Below are 20,307 nucleotides of genomic sequence, written 5' to 3'. Positions count from 1 at the left end.
AAAATCTCCTTTTCAAGATGAGAATTGAACAATTAACTTTCACCAGATTTATTGCGGCGGTATTCATAGTTATTTTTCACTATGGAAAAAATTCGGCTGTTTTTAATAATTCATACTTTGACTTTTTATTAAAACAAGCCAATATTTGTGTTAGTTATTTCTTTATTTTATCCGGTTTTGTAATGATTGTTGCTTATCAAAACAAATCTAAAATTGATGCCTTTGAATATCTTAAAAACAGATTTGCACGTATTTATCCCATTTATTTCTTCGGAATTGTTCTTGTATTAATTACTTTCATTCTATCCGGAACAGTTAATTCTTTGGATCTATTCCTAAATCTGTTCATGATTCAGGCCTGGATACCCGGAAAAGCGCTAACACTCAATTTTCCCGGATGGTCATTATCTGTAGAATGTTTCTTTTATATTGTATTTCCTTTTTTCTTTAATTCCGTTTACAAGAAATTCAACATCAAAATCATTACAATAGCTATTGCTGTATTTTGGCTAATTAGTCAAATCGTTTTGCATATCATGATTCCGGTAAATCCAATTAAAGGATTTCCATTAAGCACCACAGATTTACTTTATTCGCCATTGATGCATTTGAATGAATTTTTAGCGGGAAATATGGCGGGAATTTATTTCACTAAAAAATTATCTGCAAGTCAGAAAAATTTTGACTGGATAATATTATTGGTGCTTTTTCTAATTCTTATTACATTAAAATTCCCAATAGGATTAATATATCACAACGGAATGTTGGCCTTACTTTTTATTCCGCTTATTATACTTATTTCACTTAATAACGGAATTATCACCACTATTTTTAAAAGCAAAATCTGTGTTTTTCTAGGCGAAATTAGTTTTGGAATTTATATTCTTCAATGTCCGGTTTGGCTATGGATTACAGATTACAGGTTAAATAAATACTTTCATATTGATAAAGTCGAAGACTTTTCACTGGCCTTTTTTATTCGATTAATTGCATTAATAATAATTGCGGGTATTAGTTATATCTTTCTTGAAGTTCCTCTCAGAAATAAAATTAAAATTGTCGGATTAAAATTAAAGGAACAAGTTTAAATTGAATATACATCACAAAAAAAAGACTGCTCATTTGAACAGTCTTTTTTATTTTATATAATCAATAGCTTACGCCATGAACAAAGCATATTTGTTGTAGTTATACAATACCAAATCATAAGGAACTAACTTTGGTGCAATTTTTTCTGAAGAAGCATTGAATTTTATTCCATTATGTTTTCTGAATAAATAAATTTCCTTCAGACAATTCGATAAGCTTTGGTGAATTGATGTTGTAAAAGTTGGCAATTGTTTGTCGCCTACCAATAAATCAATTTGATAATTAGAACTACTTTTAGAAAGATTATTTCCAATAATTCTTATCGTAAAAGTGGTCGATTTTCCATATTGTTCGCCCTGATACTGTACTACCATAATATTAGTATTAAAAGTTTAAATTAATTTTTCCTGACTTCAACTTTGCTTCAGGCTGAATTAATATTAAAGTTATGAAAAAAAATAAGTTGTTTTACAAACTGATCCTTAAATATCAATCTCGGGCAAATGTACTATAATTCTGTTTTCAAAAAAATCATTCCTTAAAAACTTTACCGCATAAAAAAAACCGCAAAAAAATTACGGTTTTAATAATTAACTGATAGTAATTTTAATTCATAAGCATTATTCATTTTTGGTTATTAGTGTGGTTTCTTTTTCGGTATTTATTTCCAATAAAAACGGATTTCCATTTTTATCAAACATAGTCATATTTAGTGTATCTAACAAGGCTAAATTTTTAGAAACAGTTCCTTTAAATTTATTATAAGACAGATTGAGTTCTGCTAAATTATGTAATTTTTCGAGTCCGTTTGGGATTTCGCCTTCAAAATTATTATCAAATAAACTTAAATTTTGCAGCGCATGGAAATTTATAATTTCAGGCCTTAAAATTCCGGTTAGTTTGTTATTATTCAAAAGTAAAATTTTTAATGTCGAAATTTTATACAATGATTCCGGCAAATCGCCTTTGATTTCATTATTAAACAAAGCCAGAATTTCTAACCGATTTAATTTTCCAATTTCTAATGGTAATTCTCCCGAAATCTTATTTTTAAAAAGCTCCAAATCTTTAAGCTTCCTCAATTCGCAAATAGATTTTGGCAATAATCCGGACAATTTATTTTCTGAAATATCTAAAACTTCCAATTCTTTCAGGTTGGATATTGCACCGGACAATTGACCATCAATAGAATTCTGATGTAAATCAAGTGCGCGTAAAGACACTAAATTAAAAAAGTCAGGAGGTAATTCTCCTTGCAGATTATTCGCAGACAAATAAAGTCCGGTTACTTTTCCTTCTTCGACCTGAACACCATACCAGCTTGATACAGAAAGTGATAAATCCCATTTTATTTTCCATTGCAAACCATTTGTTGCATGGTAAAATTTAATTAAGGCATTTTTCTCTTTTTCTGAAACAGTATCTGCATAAATATTCAATGAAAAAACAAAAGCTATAAAAAAGGGGGCTAAGCTTTTCATAACAAAATTTGGGGTTTGTTTTCTGGTGTAAAATTATAATTTTTACAGACATAAAACATACGATGTCGAAAAAGTGTTGATAAGTAAACATTTACCTTATTTACTACTTATTTAAACATTGAAAATCTATTCTTTTTTTGATTAAATTTGACCAACTAATTATAAAAACCTGATATTATGGAAATTAACTTTATTGCATTATTACTGGCTGCACTTGTCACTCTTGTAGTTGGTTTTATTTGGTACAATCCAAAAGTGTTTGGAACAATCTGGATGAGAGAAAATAATCTCACACAAGAAGAACTGCGAACAGGAAACATGCTCAAAATCTTTGGGTTGACCTATGTTTTCTCTGTTATGATCACGATGACACTCATGTCATTAACGATCCATCAATCCGGAGCAATCGGAATGGTTGGCGGCCCGCCTTTAATTGATAGCGCGAAACCATCTTTTCAGGCTTTTATGGCTGATTATGGAACGGCATATCGTACTTTTAAACACGGAGCACTTCACGGATTCATGTCTGGTTTGTTTTTTGCTTTTCCAATAATTGGCGTTAACGGATTGTTCGAAAGAAAATCATGGAAATACATTTTTATCCACGCCGGATACTGGATTGTTACATTGACTTTAATGGGCGGTATTATTTGTGGATTTGCCTAAAAAAATAAAAATACAAACCCGTTTGAATGAAATCTCAAACGGGTTTTTCTTAATAATAACTTAAACCAAACCAGTTATTATAAATATTATCTAATTTTGAAAAAATTAGCAACTACACTTGACTACAACTTATTCTTTTCAAATATACAAAAGCGCGTCATTACTACCTTTAGAATGGAATTCGCTTGCAACTGACAATATTTTTTTAACTCGGGAATATCTCGAAGTACTCGAAAAATCTTCTCCGGTAAATATGATTTGTCATTTTATCGGAATTTTTAAAAGAGACAGATTAGTTGGAATCGCTTTAACGCAATTTTTATTTACAGAAAAACTCGAATCTTTTGGCGAACGCGATCAATGTTTAAAAACTTCGGTGCGCAATTTCGCTTTCAAAAAATTTGCTTCGCACGTTTTATTTATTGGCAACAATATGCTCACCGGGCAAAATGCCTTTTCGTTTGCCGAAAATGTAAATCAGGCTAAAATTATTAAAACACTTCATAAAGCTATTAATGAACTTAAAAAAGAATTAAAGTCTATTGGTAAAAAAGTTCACATCACCAGTATTAAAGATTTTACCGAAAGTGAAATTGAACCTTTAAAAGCTGAATTTAAAAACAATTTTACGTTTTCGACCCAGCCGAATATGATTTTTGAAATTCATAAAAACTGGCAATCAGAACAAGATTATATTGATGCATTATCGAAGAAATATCGCGATCAGTATAAACGTGCCAGAAAGAAAATGGACGGAATCGAAAAGAGAAAAATGTCATTAGAAGATATTATCAGACATGAAAATATCATTTATGACCTTTATTTTCATGTTGCTAAAAATGCTCCCTTCAACACTTTTTTTCTTGCAAAAAACCATTTCAGTATTTTTAAGGAAATCATGAAAGAGAATTTTCTTTTTTATGGTTATTTTTTAGAAGGAAAACTAATTGGTTTCAATACGCTAATCAAAAATGGAGACATTATGGACACTTATTTTCTGGGTTACGACGAAAGTATTCAACGCGAGAAAATGTTGTACTTAAATATGCTTTATGACATGATCGCCTACTCTATCAATCAGGGTTTTACCGAAATAGTTTTTGCCCGAACAGCCCTTGAAATAAAAAGTTCTGTTGGAGCAAAACCATTAAAAATGTACGGATTAATTACGCATAGCAATGCTTTAATTAATAAAAACATTGGTAAATTATTTGATTATCTGGAACCAAAAACCGATTGGAAAGAGCGAAATCCTTATAAAGAAAATTAATTTTTAAGGAACCGCAATTTTCATTTGTTTATGCAAAATATGAATTTCTAAATCCGTTTGAGCGCCGCAATATTCACCGTCAATTTGAAAATTAACCGGATAATCTGTTTTTATTGTCGCTTTATCTGTCGAAATAATTACAACATCATCTGAATCTATTGGCATGTTTCCGGTAATAATTTTGCCCAATAATAATATATCCAGGCTTTTTAGAATCACCAATTCAAACTTTCCATCGTTCATAGAACCGTTTGGATTAATGGTAACGCCCGTTCCGTATTTCTGAGAATTAGCAATTACAATAATCCTTGCCACATGTTCGACTGTTTTTTTATTTGCCGTAATTGTTGCTACAAAAGGCGCATCAGATTCTACTAAAGTAGTATATGCTTGTAATGCATAACCCCAAAAACCGCGCAAATTACTTTGTTCGTAATTTTTTACCAAATCAGCATTGATTCCAATATCGCTTAAATGAATACTTTTTTTACCGTTGATACAAATCATATCCATTTCGATATAATGACTTAAAAAGGCAATTTTAAGGTTCTCTTCGATCGTTGTTGGCAAATTTAAATCGACAGACAAGCCATTTGCAGAGCCTGCAGGCAAAATACCAATCACAATATCATGTTCTTCCATCGCTTCGGCAACCATTTTTATAGTTCCGTCGCCGCCGGCAACAATAATTCGTTCTGGTTTATATTGATTATAAAGTGATTGTATTTGTTTTAAATCACTGTTTCCTGTCGTTTCATAAACTTCAAGATCAAAATGATTTGTGGTCGCAAACTCTTGTACGGCTTCAATTAAATCTGTTTTATCCAGATCTCCCGAAATTGGGTTTACAACAAAAATGATGTTCTTTTTCAAAATTTTATTTTTTAAACCGATTAAAATAATTAATTTACACTATACATAAAAATACACAATTAATGAAACCAATCCTACAATTATATCGCGGTTATGCTAATGAACAAGAATTAATTGTTATGGGACACGTTTTTAAGAGAACTTATGACTATGATTTTGAGAAGAAGAACTTTAAAAACGCGACTTCGATAATCAATCAATACCGAATAAAAACGATTAAAAATCACGATGTTTACCTGAAATGCGGAAACAAAGAAATCCACTCGAAAACATTAGACGATGGTTATTTTAAATTTTGTATTCCGATAGAAAAGGAATATGATTTTGGATGGATGGAATATGAAGTGAATATCAAATATGAATCAGAAATTATAACTGCAAAAGGAAGTTTTATCAAACCTCACGACGGAAATCTTGGAATTATATCTGATATTGACGACACTTTTCTGGTTTCACACACCAAAAACATCTTTAAAAAAATATACATTCTTTTGTTTAAAAATGTAAATGACCGCAAAGTTTTTAAAGATGTTGTACCGCATTATCAAGCTTTAAGTTCCGCCGGAAGAAATAATAAAGACGAACAAAATGCCTTTTTTTATATTTCGAGCAGCGAATGGAATTTGTACCAATTTATTGTAAAATTCACCAAATTACATCAGTTACCCAGAGCCGTTGTTTTATTGAAGGATATCAGACGTGGTATTACTGATTTTTTCATGAGCGGACGAGGTGATCATAATCATAAATTCGAAAAAATAAAGCATGTTTTAGAGTTTTATCCTAATCTTAAATATGTTTTATTGGGAGACGATTCGCAACACGATCCTATTCTGTACGAGCGTATTTGCAAAATTTTTCCGGTAACGGTAAAAGCGGTTTATATTCGACAAACGGGTACACACAAAAAAGATTCTACAGAAGCAATTTTGAAAAACCTGGAAAATTTAGAAGTTTCTGTTTGTTATTTTAAAGATAGCAGCGAAGCAATTATGCACTCGAAATCTATTGGGATTATAAAATAGTTTTTTTTGTTTCAGGTTTCAAATTCTTATTGCAACCTGAAACTGAAGTTCTCCTAGCCCAGATTGAAGTGAAAAGCCCGGAGCAAAAAAAATTGCATTTCTTGTTGAAAAAAAGCGACTGAAAGAAGCTCTTTTTGCAACATTAGAAATGCATTTTTTTTGTGAGGACTTGAAACGAAAAGCTGGAATAGCTTCTAATTCAAATATTAACCATTAAAATTATCAATTTCTTCCTGAACGATTTCCCAATCTAAAAGTAACTGATCCAGGTCTTTTTTCTTTTTGTTATATGCTGTGAAAAATGAAGCATCTTCGATATGTTTGTCATAATTAGAAGCCAGCAATTTATCATCATGCTGAATATCTTTTTCTAATTGTTTGATTTGACTTTCTACTTTGCTTAAGCGGTTTTGAAGTGCTTTGCCTTTTTTCTGATCTTCGTAGGATGTTTTATTATTCTCTTTTGGAGCAGTAGTTTTAGCAACATCTTTTTTCTCAACTTCACGCATGTTTTCAAGATTGCGCTGCTCTAAGAAATAATTAATATCACCTAAATATTCTTTTATCTTCTGATCTTTAAATTCATAGACAATATTTGACATTCCCTGAAGGAAATCTCTATCGTGCGAAACCAATAATAAAGTCCCGCCAAATTTTTGAAGTGCTGCTTTTAGAACATTTTTAGATTTAATATCCAAGTGATTCGTAGGCTCATCCATTAGCAAAACGTTGATAGGCTGCAATAATAACTTACAAAGTGCCAAACGGTTACGCTCTCCTCCTGAAAGTACTTTTACTTTTTTCTCAACATCGTCGCCACGAAATAAAAACGACCCTAACATGTCACGAACTTTAGAACGGTTCGTATCCATTGCTGCATCTTCCATGGTTTGAAGCAAGGTAATTTCTCCATCCAGATATTCTGCCTGATTTTGTGCAAAATAACCTAACTGAACATTGTGACCCAATTTAATGTTTCCCTGATATTCAAATTCATTTACAATAGCTTTAATGAAAGTCGATTTTCCTTGTCCGTTTTGACCCACAAAAGCAATTTTGCTTCCGCGTTCTACTAACAAATCAATATCTTTTAAAATAACTTTATCACCGTAGGCTTTTGTAACATGTTCGGCTTCAACCACCACTCTTCCAGGTTCTTTTGAAACCGGGAAAGAAATATTCATAACCGAATTGTCGTCTTCATCAACTTCAATTCGTTCTACTTTATCTAATTTTTTAATCAACGATTGCGCCATCGAAGCTTTTGAAGCTTTTGCACGGAATTTCTCGATTAATTTTTCTGTTTCCTCAATTTTCTTCGCCTGATTCTTTTGAGTTGCTAATTGCTTCTCGCGAATTTCATGACGCAATTCTAAATATTGAGAATAAGGTTTATTGAAATCGTATGCTTTTCCTAAAGAAATTTCGATGGTACGATTTGTTACATTATCCAAAAACATTTTATCGTGCGATACAATAACCACAACGCCAGGATAGTTACGAAGGAAACTCTCTAACCAAATGATACTCTCGATATCAAGGTGATTCGTAGGCTCATCCAGAAGCAAAACATCATTTGACTGCAATAATAGTTTTGCCAATTCGATACGCATTCTCCAACCTCCTGAGAATGTTTCGGTTTGGTTGTTGAAAACTTCTCTTTTGAAACCTAATCCTAAAAGGATTTTCTCTGTATCTCCCACATAATTATAACCTCCTAAAAGTTCAAAACGGTGTGTGTAATCAGATAAATCTTCAATAATTTGGCTGTATTCTTCACTTTCATAATCGGTTCTCGTAACCAATTGATGATTGATTTGTTCTAGTTTTTTTTCTACAACCTTAATTTCGGTAAAAGCTTCATACGCTTCTTCTAATACTGTTCTTCCTTGTTCAAAATCAATATCCTGACGTAAAAACCCCATTCGGATATCTTTCTCCTGAGAAATAACTCCGGAGTCAGGAGCAAAATCTCCCGCTAACATTTTAAGCATTGTAGACTTACCAGCTCCGTTTTTACCAACAAGACCTACGCGATCGCCGGCTCCTAAACGAAAAGTAACTTCTTCAAATAAATATGTTCCTCCAAAAGAAACCGAAAGATTGTGTATATTAAGCATGTATTGTTATTTTATAACTAATTGATTGTGTAAATTTACACTCCCAAATCAATGGGTAATTTAATTTTTTGCAAATGTTAAAAAAAGGATCCAAACTAAATAGTATTTTAACAGGAAGTTGTCCAAAATGTCAAAAAGAAAGTATGTATTCAGACAAAAATCCACTTCATTTGACTAAAGTTCTAAAAATGAACGATCATTGTAGTCATTGTGGACTAAAATATCTAATCGAACCTTCCTTTTTTTATGGTGCAATGTATGTAAGTTATGGATTGAATGTTGCCGTAGGAATTGCAGCTTTTATAGTTTCATTTGTGTTTTTTGGCGCTTCGATCGAACAGTCTTTTTTGTCAATTGTCATCACCTTGATTGTATTATTTCCTTTTGTTTTACGACTTTCGCGTAATTTATATATCAATATGTTTATTTCTTACGATCCTAAGGCCGGTCAGAAATAATACTTTTCAAATATCTTTTTTGAAATCGCTTAATATCAATTTCAGGTGTTAACGGTATTTCATTTTCTATATTATCAAATAATGCCTTTGCCATTGATGGCCCTAACATCACGCCTCTTGTTCCTAATCCGTTAAGAATATGAAGTGACTTGCGATCGTGGTGTGTTCCTATTAATGGCCTTCTGTCTTTCACCGTTGGGCGAACTCCGCCGAAATGTTCTACAATTTCAAAATCACAGGTAATAATTTCTTTTATACGTTCTAAGAGTTCTTGTTTTCCTTCTTCGGTCGGTAAATCTGTTTTATCCTGCCAATTATAAGTTGCTCCTACCTTAAATAAATCATTACCTAAAGGCAATATAAAAACACTGGTATTGACGATAACATCTAAGTTTAGTTCAGGTGCTTTTATGATAAACAGTTCACCTTTTGTACCATCTAAAGGCAAATAATTAAAAAAAGGATTTTTATGCAGTCCAAATCCTTCCGCGAAAATGATTTGACGAGCCTGAATGTTCTTATACTGAATTCCATAATCAAAAAATTCAATATAAATACTATCAAAAAACTCTTCTAATAATAAATTATTCTCTTGTAAATATTCCTTGTATTTATCCAATAACAAAGCTGTATCAACATAACCAGTATGCAAAACTTCGCCATAATCATAGGGAGAATCGATACTTTTATATTTTTTGGAAATTATATTAGTAGACAAAAAAGGGGCGAGATTTCTTTTATCCGAAGCTGCAAACCAATTGTTTTGTTCTTCAATAGAAAAGAATTTTCTTAAAATAGGAAGTTTAAAGTTAAATTTGGTTTTTAGCTTAGCTTCAATATCATTATAAAAATCCTCCATTAAAACCAATTGCTCTTGTGCATTCCAGACTTCGCTAAAACGTTTTAAAATGACAGGATTGTATAAACCACCTGCCACTCTTGAAGATACCTGTGAGTTATTATCAAGAACTAAAATAGATTTATTGTTTTTGAGTGCTATTTCAGCAAATGAAATTCCGGCCAAACCAGACCCTACAATTAAGTAATCAAGCATAATATAATGGATGAAAAATAAAAAACTCTTATTACTGCAAAGGTAACAAGAGTTTATGTTATAATGTAATTTAGATGCTTAGTAGTTCCACATATCTTCCTCGAAATTGCGAATTTTTTCTTTCACTCTCTCAGATTCAAACAATTGATCCTGTGCATTATTTTTTATGTATTCTTTGATTTCTCTATCTCCATACATATTCTCTTCCTTATAAATTACAGCATTAAAATGTCTGGAATTCAGGATCTGATCGAATGAAATGGGGCGCGCAGAGTTGTTGTCATTAAATGCTTTTGCTTCATGCAGCACATCCCGCGCATTGGGAAAGAAAACCCAAAACAATTCAATATAATCTTTTTCATTACTATTCATCGTATAAACATCCGGAGTTACAGGACAAATTCCCAGCAGACGATATTTCAAATCACTTTCGCGCTTGTCAAAATACCAATAGCCTTTTATCTTATACTGCGTAACATCAGCTGCAGTTAAATCTTGTTTCAATATATACTCAGCCGGAACCGATCTTGTTGGCCCAACAGTTTCATCAACATAAGTGACTGATTTCTTTTTACCTGTACCGGTAACTACTTTTTTCTTTACAACACGTGTTTTATAGTCATCAGGATATTGATTAATCAGTTCTCTACCGGCATCTGTTGTATCAATACGGGATAATGATCCCTGAATATCTTTTAAAGATTTTTTTGTGTTGAAATAGCTATCAGAATACACTTCTGTTATTTTACCAGCTCTCATCGCTTTGGTCAGAACGTCATAAAGTGAACGTCTGTTAAAACCAATATTTGCTGTATCGACAGGAAAATATAAAGGAAAATTTATCTTTTCATTTAAATCGATAATCTCCCAGACCGTTTTTCCCATCAAAACATCTCTGTCATCTACATATCCATAAGATAACGGCTTATCATTATCTGCAATAAGCTGGGCAGCACTCTTTTGACCAATTTGGTCAACTGATTTAGCGTTCAATAAATTAGATTGTGCACTGGATGTTAAACTTCCCAAGACACAAATAATAGCGATCAATATTCTTATTGCTTTCATCATCATATCATTAAACATATTGAACGCAAAAATACGTATTTAATTGCTATTTTTCTTACATTATTTAAGAAAATTAATCTGAAAGTATAATTGGTTTCATTCCTTTATAAGAACAAGGCAGTAAATCATAGCCTAATTAGACAATTGCTCTGCGATGAGGCAAAAAAAAACTCTTACTAAAATAGTAAGAGTTTCTTATTATAATTTTGATTTAGAACTTAGTAGTTCCACATATCTTGCTCGAAGTTACGGATTTTCTCTTTCACTCTTTCAGATTCTAACAACTGATTTTGTGCGTTGTCTTTCATGTATTCTTTGATCTCACGATCTCCGTACAAGTTTTCTTCTTTGTAGACAACAGCATTAAAACGTCTTGAATTTAAGATTTGATCGAATGAAATTGGCAATGCTGAATTGCTATCATTAAAAGCTTTTGCTTCATGCAATGCTTCTCTTGAGTTTGGATAGAAAATCCAGAACAACTCGATATAATCCTTTTCGTCACTGTTCATAGTATAAACGTCCGGAGTTACTGGGCAAATACCCAATAAACGATATTTCAACTCACTTTGACGTTTGTCAAAATACCAGTATCCTTTAATTTTATACTGCGTAACATCTGCTGCAGTAAGGTCTTGTTTTAGGATATATTCAGCCGGAACCGTTCTAGAGGCAGGAACTGTTTCATCAACATACGTTACCACTTTCTTTTTACCTGTACCAGTAACTACTTTTTTCTTAACAACACGTGTTTTGTAATCATCAGGATATTGGTTGATTAACTCTCTACCAGCATCCGTTGTATCAACACGAGATAAAGATCCCTGGATGTCCTTCATAGATTTTTTAGTATTGAAATAACTATCAGAATACACTTCAGTTATTTTGCCATTTTTCATAGCCTTAGTCAAAACGTCATATAAAGAACGTCTGTCAGCACCAATATTAGCAGTATCTACCGGAAAGTATAATGGAAAATTAATTTTCTCATTCAAATCAATGATTTCCCAAGTAGTTTTTCCCATCAATACATCTCTATCATCTACATAACCATAAGCCAATGGCTTGTCATTATCTGAGATAAGCTGTGCAGGAGTCTTAAGTCCTATCTGAGCCGGTGTTTTTGCATTAAGCAAATTAGATTGCGCGTTAGAAGCGAACCCTCCTGCTATAGAAACAATAGCTATTAAAAAATTTCTTACTTTCATCGTGGTATCATTATAAGATATTGAACGTAGGTATTACCTACTTTATTATTGTATTTCGTAAATTACCGGAGCAGTTCTTGGTAATAAATAACTTCCAGCTCCAACAAGTTTAGTTTTAATTTCAGAAATAGTAACCTGATCTCCTTTTCCAGCTCTTGAAAGAATTTGTTTGCATTGTGCATTTAATCTGTTTCCAGTTACAACAACTGTAGGTTGTCCAGTAACTTTTAAGTTAAATCCAACAACATCTAAACCAACTTCGAAATCAAAATCAAGTAATTTAGCACCAATAGTAGCAATCTCTAAGTTAGATTTAGGTCCTTTAACAACACCCATCTCACCTCTAATTGTTCCTGTTGGTCCAGGAATACCTTTAATTCTGAAAGTTTTCTTATCTGTAACTTTATCTCCGTTTGGTAATGTTCCAGTAACTGCAATTGTAGCTTCTGTTCCTTGACCCGGGCTCATGTTATATTTACCTGGTTTACCAGCAGAAACTAATCCTGGAGCACTTGCCTGAATTTTGTTAGCATCAACACCAGCAAAAGATACAGAGATTGGGTTAACAACTCCTCTATAAACTACATTCATTTTATCAGCAGAAATAGTAGCTGAGTTTGGTCTTGGTACTACAACATATTTTCCAGCAAATTTAAGTGGAATGTTTTTACCATCTTCTAAGAAAGTAAATTGTCCATTAATATCCTGCTCTCCAACACCACCTGCAGTTAATGAGATAACAGCTTGTCCGTTAACAATTTGCCCAGGACCTTGGAATGAAGTTGGTTTTGTGTTTTCGTCATAACGACCTAAAACTACTTTACCAGTTACTTTTTCTCCTTGGAAATAAGCATTTTTGTCTAAAACAACGATTGCCTGGTAGTTGCTATAAGAAGCAGCAGCAACCGCAGCTTTTCCTAAAGCACTGTTGTAAACATCAGTTTCAGCTTTCTTAACGTCATTTTGCCAAGTTGAAAGTTTTGCAGCCGAAGCAATTGCAGGGAAACCTTTAAAGTGGTAAGCTAAGTATTTTTCTTTCAGACCTTCTTTGTTTTTTACGTCAGAAACATCAAATTTCTTTTCAATCTCTGCGATAATTGGACCATATTTTTTATCTGTTCCTAAAGCAGCTTTCATATCTGCTTTGTATTTTTGAATTTTAGCGATAATTTCGTTACCTTTTTTAGTATAACCGTCTCCAGTAAACCAATCGTCGATATTATCACCTCTGTCCATAGCTTCGTATGGTAACTTACCAGTTTCTTTTTCAACCTCAAATCCTTTGATAGACTGAGCTTTTAAAGTTCCGATATAGTCATAAAATTCTTTTGAAATTGCTTCAACTTTATGAGCAGTTACTGCAGCAACAGCGAATTCTCCTTTTGCTTCAGCAGCTTTTTGATCTAAAGATGTTAATAATGACGTGTTTGTTGCGATTGAAGAAGTGTTTGCGTCTTCAAATTTTTCGTTCATCAAACCAAAAGCAGAAATTACTTCTTTTGAAACGTTCATTGCCAACATTGCGATGAAAACCAGATACATCAGGTTAATCATCTTCTGTCTAGGGGTTAATTTTCCTCCTGCCATTTTTTTATAATTAGTTCTTTATTAATAAATTTAATATAATAGTTAAAAACTAATTATCCTTTGTTACTCATTGCAGAAAGCATACCACCATAAACACTGTTTAAAGAAGCAATGTTTGCAGTCATTGATTGCATTTGTTCTTTTAATTTAGAAGCATTTTCAGCGATTTCGCTGTTTGCCTGAGCGTTTCTTGAAGCACTTTCTAATTGTACTTTGTATAAACTGTTTAATGATTCCATTTGTGCAGCAGCCATAGACATTTCTTCAGCATATTTCTTTTGACCTGCAATAGAATCTACTGTTGGAGAAATTGCTTTTGCAGCTCCTTCGAAGTTTTTGATAGAATTTCCTAAACTTGACATTAACTCACCGTCAATTTTAGCTTCTTTCAACATAGCATCTAATTTTTGAGATAATAATCCCTGAGCATCAGCAGTAGATTCTGCTTTATCTTCTCTTTTTCTAGCTTGACCGTTAGCTAATTCCGGGTAAACAAGAGTCCAGTCTAATTCGTCTTCAACTGGTTCGAAAGCAGAAAGTGCAAAAATTAACGCTTCAGTTAACAATCCCACTGAAAGCATAACTGTACCTGTTAATGGTCCAATTTCAAAGTGAGTAATTTTGAATAATGCTCCAACGATTACTACTGCCGCTCCCATACCATAAGCGAAATTCATTGCTTTTTTACTTAATAATGCCATAATACTTTTTTTTAGGTTTTAATTTAAAATAGATTCGATTTGGTTATTGATTTAATTATAATTTACTTTTCTTTTTTCCGCCAGTTACCTGAGTTCCCATGTAATCTTGTACAGTTCTGAAACCAATGTAACTTCTTGCAGAGTCTGCGTATTCGTGATCGCGAGTACTAACTTGTAGGAAGTAAGCAACATCTTTCCAAGATCCTCCACGAACCACTTTTCTTTGGTTGTTTCCATCAATTACGTTAGGGTTCATTGTAGAAACATACTCGTATGCATTTGGATTGTAAGCTGAATCTGTCCATTCTGAAACGTTACCAGCCATGTTATATAAACCGTATCCGTTTACTTCATATGATTTTGCTTCAACTGTATACAACGCTTCATCAGCAGCATAATCTCCTCTGCTTGGTTTAAAGTTTGCTAAGAAACAACCTCTGTCACTTTTAGTATAAGGACCTCCCCAAGGATAAGTTGCAGATTCCAGACCTCCTCTGGCAGCATACTCCCATTCTGCCTCTGTTGGCAATCTGAAAGAGTTTACTAAGTCACGTCCTTTTTTCTTAGATTTAATGTAGCTGTTTTTGTTTAAAGTTCTCCAAGCACAGAATGCTTTTGCTTGTTTCCAGGTAACTCCAACTACAGGATAGTCTCCGTAAGCTTTGTGCCAGAAATAATCATTGTGCATTGGCTCATTATAAGAGTAAGCGAAATCTTTAATCCAAACTGTTGTATCAGGATAAATTCCGATTTGTTCTGTTTTAACGAAGTCTTTTCTTTTTCCAACTTTAGCTTTAGCTGCAGCCTGAATATCCATCCATGAATAACGGAATTTCAATTTATTTACGTCAACTGTTCTTAAACCATTGTATGATTCTTCAATTGGTAAATACATAGAGTCCATTACCTCAGCATAATACTCATCAGGATAAGCTTTAGTATCTTTAATTAATTTTACTTTCTTGTTTAATTTTCTACCAGCATACGGATCATCTTTTGTTCCTACACTATAGTAGTTATCGTACATGTACTTATCATAAGCCGTCATTTTATCTGGCTCAGAATCGTTAAATGCATAGTCAGAAATGCTACCAGCTTTTTTACCTTTACCATCTCCTGTACTTTTCTGTCCAGTTTCATCAGCTAAAATAGCTAAACGAACTCTCATTGTAGAGTCTTTTACCCACTCTACAAACTGGCGATATTCGCTGTTTGTAATTTCTGTTTCATCCATATAAAACGAACGAACAGTAACTGTCTTAGTAGGAGCATCTTCTACATTAGCTAAATCAGCATCTGATTTACCCATGATAAAAGAACCACCTGGAACCAAAGTCATTCCATATGGTTTTTCGGGATGCCATTTCCCTCCTGTAACACCAACTAACTCACCTTTGTCACCTGACTTACCACAGCCAATTACTAGTGTTAACATTGCTGCAAATGCAATAAACTTCTTCATATAAATTTGGGATTATCTATTCATTATTATAAGTCCGTAAACGTATTTATTATTTATTAAAAAAACAACACTACTCACGAAATTTATTTCACCGTTCAAAAATAATGTTAAATAAAATAAAAAAAAAATATTTTGTCGATAAACTAACTCAAAAAATCGACGTAAAACGTTAAATTTTGTATTTTATAAATCTTATCTTACTAATTTTATTTAACAATTTTTTATATTTTTTGCAAATTTAAGATTTTAGTTAAAATTCTCGTCTACAAAGCGTTTTTTCTTTGTGCTTTCCACCATCTTTCTGGCAATTCTTGGTTACAAGCGCACAAATATTCGTCGTAAGAACAGGGTAATAACGTATTTCTTTTCAATTTATTGTGACCATTTGATTCGAATGGAATTTCAATCCACCAACGATCTGTTTTGTCACTTTTATAAAAAATTAATTCTTCATCTTCCAGCGGCACTATATATTTTAAATAATTGGTTCTGCTTCCAAAAGGATACTCTTTAGAACGGTAATGAAACCCTTCTATAAAATACCAGATTATTTGCGAAATCATCGCTGACTCATATACGGTATTATTGTGATTAAAGATTCCAAAAGATGAAACTTTATCGCTAATTCCCGCGTATCTCGCTAAGGAACAAATCTCTTTCCCATTAAAACCGTTAGGTTCAAAATTCACATTATTACCCGAATCAGAAGATTTTACTGAATTTAAATCGATACTCACTAAATCAGCATCTCTAAAAACAGGCTCTGCCAAAGCTATATTATTCGAAATTTCACCTAAACGATAGGCATCAAAGAACAATTTTTCAATTAAATCAATTTCTTCCTGAGAATTGTAATAGGTCTGATACCCGATATTACAATAATTAAAAAGATTATTTGGCTCATCTATTATGATTTTTGTAAGGTAAGAATTGGCCGAAACCGTCTCATTTTCTTTACCAAAATCAAATCTGTTATCTACAGCGACCATGTTAACCATTTGCTCTAAATCATCATAAGCACGATACAAAGCATAGGTCAAATCCTGCGAACCTCCCAGGACTATAGGAATCACTTTATTCTTTATTAATGCCGAAGTTACCTTCTTTAATGCAAAATAAGTGTCCTCAACTGAATCTCCTGCCAGAATATCTCCTAAGTCAGCAATTGATGCATCCCAGTTGCCCGGAAACATACTGTAAAGCTTTTTACGAATAGCCGTCAGGTTTACTTCATTAACAATATCAATATTTCTACGATCTTCTAAAACTCCAACAATAGCAATAGTGATTTTGCTAATATCCGGAAACTGATCCTGAGTATGTAATACAATTTTGCTACCCAATTCTTGTGAAGACAACGAACTAATGAATTTTAAAATTCCTTCGTTAACTGGTTCTAGAAAATCAAATTCCATTTTTTATTTCTTTTTAGCAGCTGTTTTTTTAGCTGGGGCTTTCTTTGCGGTTGTTGCTTTTTTTGCCGGCGCTTTCTTTGCCGGCGTTTTCTTCGCTGGTGTTTTTGCAGCAATCATTTCCTGAACCTGAGCCAATGTTAATTTTGTTGCATCAACATCTTTACTCAATTCAATTTTGATTTTGCCTTTTGTAATCACCGAGCGTCCCCAACGCGCTTTCTCAACCAAAATTCCTTCATCTTCCCAATTGTGAAGAACTTTATCTATATTTTTCTGCAATTTATCTTCAATCAGTTCTTCAACGTCTTGTTGTGATAAATTATCAAAATTGTATTTTTTACTTACGTTTACAAAAAGACCGTTCCATTTAATGAAAGGACCAAAACGCCCCACACCTTTTTGAACCGATTCTCCTTTGTAAACTGCGATTGGCGCATCTGCAAGAGCTTTTTCGTCAATTAATTCCTGAGCTCTTTCTTTAGAAACTCCAAGCGGATCTTCTCCTCTTGGCAAAGAAATAAAAACACTTCCGTGACGCACATAAGGACCGTAACGGCCATTACTTACTTCCACTTCTTCTCCTTTATACTCTCCTAAGCTTTTGGGAAGCAAAAATAAATTTAAAGCTTCTTCTAGTGTAATATTTCCAATGTTCTGATCAGACATTAAGCTCGCAAACTTTTTATCTTCATCGTCCGCTTCTCCAATTTGAGCCATCGGTCCAAATTTTCCTAAACGAACAGATACTTGTCTTCCATCTGCATCTTTACCCAAAATTCTTTCTCCGCTTTCGCGTTCTGCATTGGCTTCAACTTCTTTTACATTTGGGTGGAATTTATTGTAGAATTCTTGCATCATGGTTGCCCAGTCAATATTTCCTTCAGCAATTTCGTCAAAATCCTGTTCTACTTTTGCCGTAAAATTATAATCCAGAATATTTCCGAAGTTTTTTACTAAGAAATCAGTAACAATTGTTCCGATATCGGTTGGCACTAATTTTCCTTTATCAGAACCTGTGTTTTCTTTTAGCAGCTTCTCTCCTACTTTACTGGCTTGCAAAGTAAGCTGTGTATAATTACGTTCCTGACCTTCAAGTGTTCCTTTTTCAACATAATTTCTGTTGATGATAGTCGAAATAGTTGGCGCATATGTAGACGGACGTCCAATTCCTAATTCTTCTAATTTTTTCACCAACGAAGCTTCTGTATAACGAGCCGGAGGTCTTGAATATCGTTCTGTAGCTGTAATATAGTTATTCGCTAATTTTTCGTTTACTTTTAATGCAGGCAGCATTCCTTCTTGTTCTTCCTCATCATCATCATGTCCTTCAAGATACACTTTAAGGAAACCTTCAAAAAGCAACACTTCTCCAGATGCGGTAAAAAGCTCCTCGTGATTATTTGCTTCAATTTTTACGTTTGTTCTTTCAAGTTGTGCATCGCTCATTTGAGATGCCAATGTTCTTTTCCAGATCAAATCATATAAACGAGCCTGATCACGATCAATATTTACGGTATGGCGCGACATATCTGTCGGACGAATTGCTTCGTGCGCTTCCTGTGCCCCTTTGCTTTTATTGGCAAAAGTTCTTGGTTTCGAAAACTCTTTTCCGTATGATTTTATGATTTCAGCTTCTGCTGCATCCATTGCATCTTTAGAAAGATTCACACTATCGGTTCTCATATAAGTAATAAGTCCGGCTTCGTACAAACGCTGTGCAAGCTGCATGGTGATTCCAACCGGCAAGTATAACTTTCTCGCTGCTTCTTGTTGCAATGTAGAAGTTGTAAATGGCGCTGTTGGCGATTTTTTGGTAGGTTTTGTTTCTAAATCTGCTACCTTATATTGTGATCCGATGTTTTGTTTTAAGAAATCTTCGGCTTCTTTTTTTGTATTGAAATTTTTTGGCAATTTGGCTTTGAAAGCTTTTCCGGCTTCATTCACAAATTCTGCCACTACAGAATAACTCGCAACTGCATTAAAATTCTGGATTTCGCGTTCTCTTTCTACAATCAAACGTACAGAAACTGATTGTACACGTCCTGCTGAAAGTCCGCCTTTAATTTTTCTCCATAAAACCGGAGACAATTCATAACCTACCAAACGATCTAGAACACGTCGTGCCTGTTGTGCATTTACTAAGTTATAATCAATTTCTCTTGGATTCTCGATTGCTTTAAGAATCGCAGTTTTGGTAATCTCGTGAAAAACAATTCTTTTGGTTTTTTTAGTATCTAGTTTTAATTCTTCCGCCAAGTGCCATGAAATAGCTTCTCCCTCGCGGTCCTCATCGCTTGCCAGCCAAACCATTTCGGCATTTTTAGATAGTGTCTTTAATTTACTTACTAAGGCTTTTTTATCAGGAGAAACTTCATATTTAGGTTTAAATCCATTCTCAACATCCACTCCTATTTCCTTTGACGGTAAGTCGGCTATGTGCCCATAACTAGACTCGACCTGAAAATCACTCCCTAGAAATTTCTCTATCGTTTTCGCCTTTGCAGGTGATTCCACTATTACTAAATTCTTTGCCATTGATCTATTTTTCTGGAACAAAAGTAGAAGTTTTTTTTAAATATCAACCTTGATAATGCATTTTTGAGGTATTTTGATATTATGTTTCCAAAAATTGCAGATTTATCTGTAAACTAATGCATAATATATATAGGTATAACTTTTTAAATATATAAGGTTTGGAAAGCTTCTTTTTTTAACACTAATCTTCCTAGCCCAGATTGAAGAGGAAAGCCCGGAATAAAAAAAGCAAAAGTTTCCTGGTCTAAAAAAGCGACCAACGGAAGCTCTTTTTTGAACATTGGAAACTTTGCTT

The 20,307-nt window shown here is 33.3% G+C and carries 17 protein-coding genes; 5 read left to right on the top strand and 12 right to left on the bottom strand.

All coding sequences use genetic code 11. The features are described from left to right. The first annotated feature begins 17 nt into the window (after positions 1-17). The gene (locus AC3QL1_RS09300) at positions 18-1,088 is read left to right on the top strand and encodes an acyltransferase family protein (RefSeq protein ID WP_492497013.1); all 1,071 of its coding nucleotides are present in this window, start codon (positions 18-20) and stop codon (positions 1,086-1,088) included. Positions 1,089-1,157: 69 nt separating this feature from the next. Here the strand turns inward: AC3QL1_RS09300 and AC3QL1_RS09295 are convergent, their stop codons facing one another. Continuing rightward, positions 1,158-1,463, bottom strand: a complete 306-nt coding sequence (locus AC3QL1_RS09295) for a hypothetical protein (protein WP_492497011.1) — start codon at positions 1,461-1,463, stop codon at positions 1,158-1,160. A 246-nt stretch (positions 1,464-1,709) separates the two neighbouring features. Next, a complete protein-coding gene (locus tag AC3QL1_RS09290) occupies positions 1,710-2,570 on the bottom strand; it encodes a leucine-rich repeat domain-containing protein (protein WP_492497009.1) in 861 nt (286 codons plus the stop codon). A gap of 177 nt (positions 2,571-2,747) precedes the next feature. Between AC3QL1_RS09290 and AC3QL1_RS09285 the strand changes: the two genes are divergently transcribed. Both AC3QL1_RS09285 and AC3QL1_RS09280 read left to right on the top strand, forming a co-directional pair. Next, complete coding sequence (locus tag AC3QL1_RS09285; protein ID WP_492497007.1) at positions 2,748-3,236, top strand: DUF1761 domain-containing protein; 489 nt, start codon at positions 2,748-2,750, stop codon at positions 3,234-3,236. A gap of 118 nt (positions 3,237-3,354) precedes the next feature. Then, positions 3,355-4,506 carry a peptidogalycan biosysnthesis protein gene (locus AC3QL1_RS09280; RefSeq protein ID WP_492497005.1) on the top strand — a complete coding sequence of 384 codons (1,152 nt, stop codon included), beginning with the start codon at positions 3,355-3,357 and terminating at the stop codon, positions 4,504-4,506. 3 nt (positions 4,507-4,509) lie between these two features. Here AC3QL1_RS09280 and AC3QL1_RS09275 read toward each other — a convergent pair whose 3' ends face one another. After that, positions 4,510-5,379: a diacylglycerol/lipid kinase family protein gene (locus tag AC3QL1_RS09275; RefSeq protein ID WP_492497003.1), complete on the bottom strand. Its 870-nt coding sequence runs from the start codon at positions 5,377-5,379 to the stop codon at positions 4,510-4,512. Between the two features lie 62 nt (positions 5,380-5,441). Between AC3QL1_RS09275 and AC3QL1_RS09270 the strand changes: the two genes are divergently transcribed. Beyond that, positions 5,442-6,404 (top strand): App1 family protein phosphatidate phosphatase, encoded by a 963-nt coding sequence (locus AC3QL1_RS09270; protein WP_492497001.1) that lies wholly within the window; start codon positions 5,442-5,444, stop codon positions 6,402-6,404. Between the two features lie 206 nt (positions 6,405-6,610). On the opposite strand, the gene abc-f is transcribed toward AC3QL1_RS09270, so the two are convergent. Beyond that, the gene (gene abc-f, locus AC3QL1_RS09265; protein WP_492496999.1) at positions 6,611-8,524 is read right to left on the bottom strand and encodes a ribosomal protection-like ABC-F family protein; all 1,914 of its coding nucleotides are present in this window, start codon (positions 8,522-8,524) and stop codon (positions 6,611-6,613) included. A gap of 74 nt (positions 8,525-8,598) precedes the next feature. Here abc-f and AC3QL1_RS09260 point away from each other — a divergent pair, with 74 nt between their 5' ends. Beyond that, positions 8,599-8,982, top strand: a complete 384-nt coding sequence (locus tag AC3QL1_RS09260; RefSeq protein WP_492496997.1) for a DUF983 domain-containing protein — start codon at positions 8,599-8,601, stop codon at positions 8,980-8,982. On the opposite strand, the gene AC3QL1_RS09255 is transcribed toward AC3QL1_RS09260, so the two are convergent. From AC3QL1_RS09255 to topA, 8 genes are all read right to left on the bottom strand, one after another. Then, positions 8,963-10,036, bottom strand: a complete 1,074-nt coding sequence (locus tag AC3QL1_RS09255; RefSeq protein ID WP_492496995.1) for an NAD(P)/FAD-dependent oxidoreductase — start codon at positions 10,034-10,036, stop codon at positions 8,963-8,965. The two genes, AC3QL1_RS09260 and AC3QL1_RS09255, sit on opposite strands and share 20 nt — an antisense overlap. A 78-nt stretch (positions 10,037-10,114) precedes the next feature. Further along, positions 10,115-11,104 (bottom strand): type IX secretion system ring subunit PorN/GldN, encoded by a 990-nt coding sequence (gene porN / locus AC3QL1_RS09250; RefSeq protein WP_492496993.1) that lies wholly within the window; start codon positions 11,102-11,104, stop codon positions 10,115-10,117. A gap of 218 nt (positions 11,105-11,322) precedes the next feature. Beyond that, positions 11,323-12,312, bottom strand: a complete 990-nt coding sequence (porN, locus tag AC3QL1_RS09245; RefSeq protein ID WP_492496991.1) for a type IX secretion system ring subunit PorN/GldN — start codon at positions 12,310-12,312, stop codon at positions 11,323-11,325. A 45-nt stretch (positions 12,313-12,357) separates the two neighbouring features. Next, positions 12,358-13,899: a type IX secretion system motor protein PorM/GldM gene (porM, locus tag AC3QL1_RS09240; protein WP_492496989.1), complete on the bottom strand. Its 1,542-nt coding sequence runs from the start codon at positions 13,897-13,899 to the stop codon at positions 12,358-12,360. A gap of 53 nt (positions 13,900-13,952) precedes the next feature. Further along, positions 13,953-14,600 carry a type IX secretion system motor protein PorL/GldL gene (gene porL, locus AC3QL1_RS09235; RefSeq protein ID WP_492496987.1) on the bottom strand — a complete coding sequence of 216 codons (648 nt, stop codon included), beginning with the start codon at positions 14,598-14,600 and terminating at the stop codon, positions 13,953-13,955. 55 nt (positions 14,601-14,655) lie between these two features. Continuing rightward, positions 14,656-16,062, bottom strand: coding sequence for a T9SS ring complex lipoprotein PorK/GldK (gene porK / locus AC3QL1_RS09230; protein WP_492496985.1), 1,407 nt, complete (start codon positions 16,060-16,062; stop codon positions 14,656-14,658). 263 nt (positions 16,063-16,325) lie between these two features. Next, positions 16,326-17,477: a formimidoylglutamase gene (locus AC3QL1_RS09225; protein ID WP_492496983.1), complete on the bottom strand. Its 1,152-nt coding sequence runs from the start codon at positions 17,475-17,477 to the stop codon at positions 16,326-16,328. Positions 17,478-17,480: 3 nt separating this feature from the next. Next, on the bottom strand, positions 17,481-20,012 hold the full coding sequence (topA, locus tag AC3QL1_RS09220) for a type I DNA topoisomerase (protein WP_492496982.1): 2,532 nt from the start codon (positions 20,010-20,012) through the stop codon (positions 17,481-17,483). Positions 20,013-20,307: the final 295 nt, after the last annotated feature.

The sequence above is a fragment of the Flavobacterium sp. GW823-FHT04A11 genome, assembly GCF_058796535.1.
The sequence above is the reverse complement of the archived record's forward strand: the minus strand, read 5'-3'. Positions and strand labels throughout refer to the sequence as shown.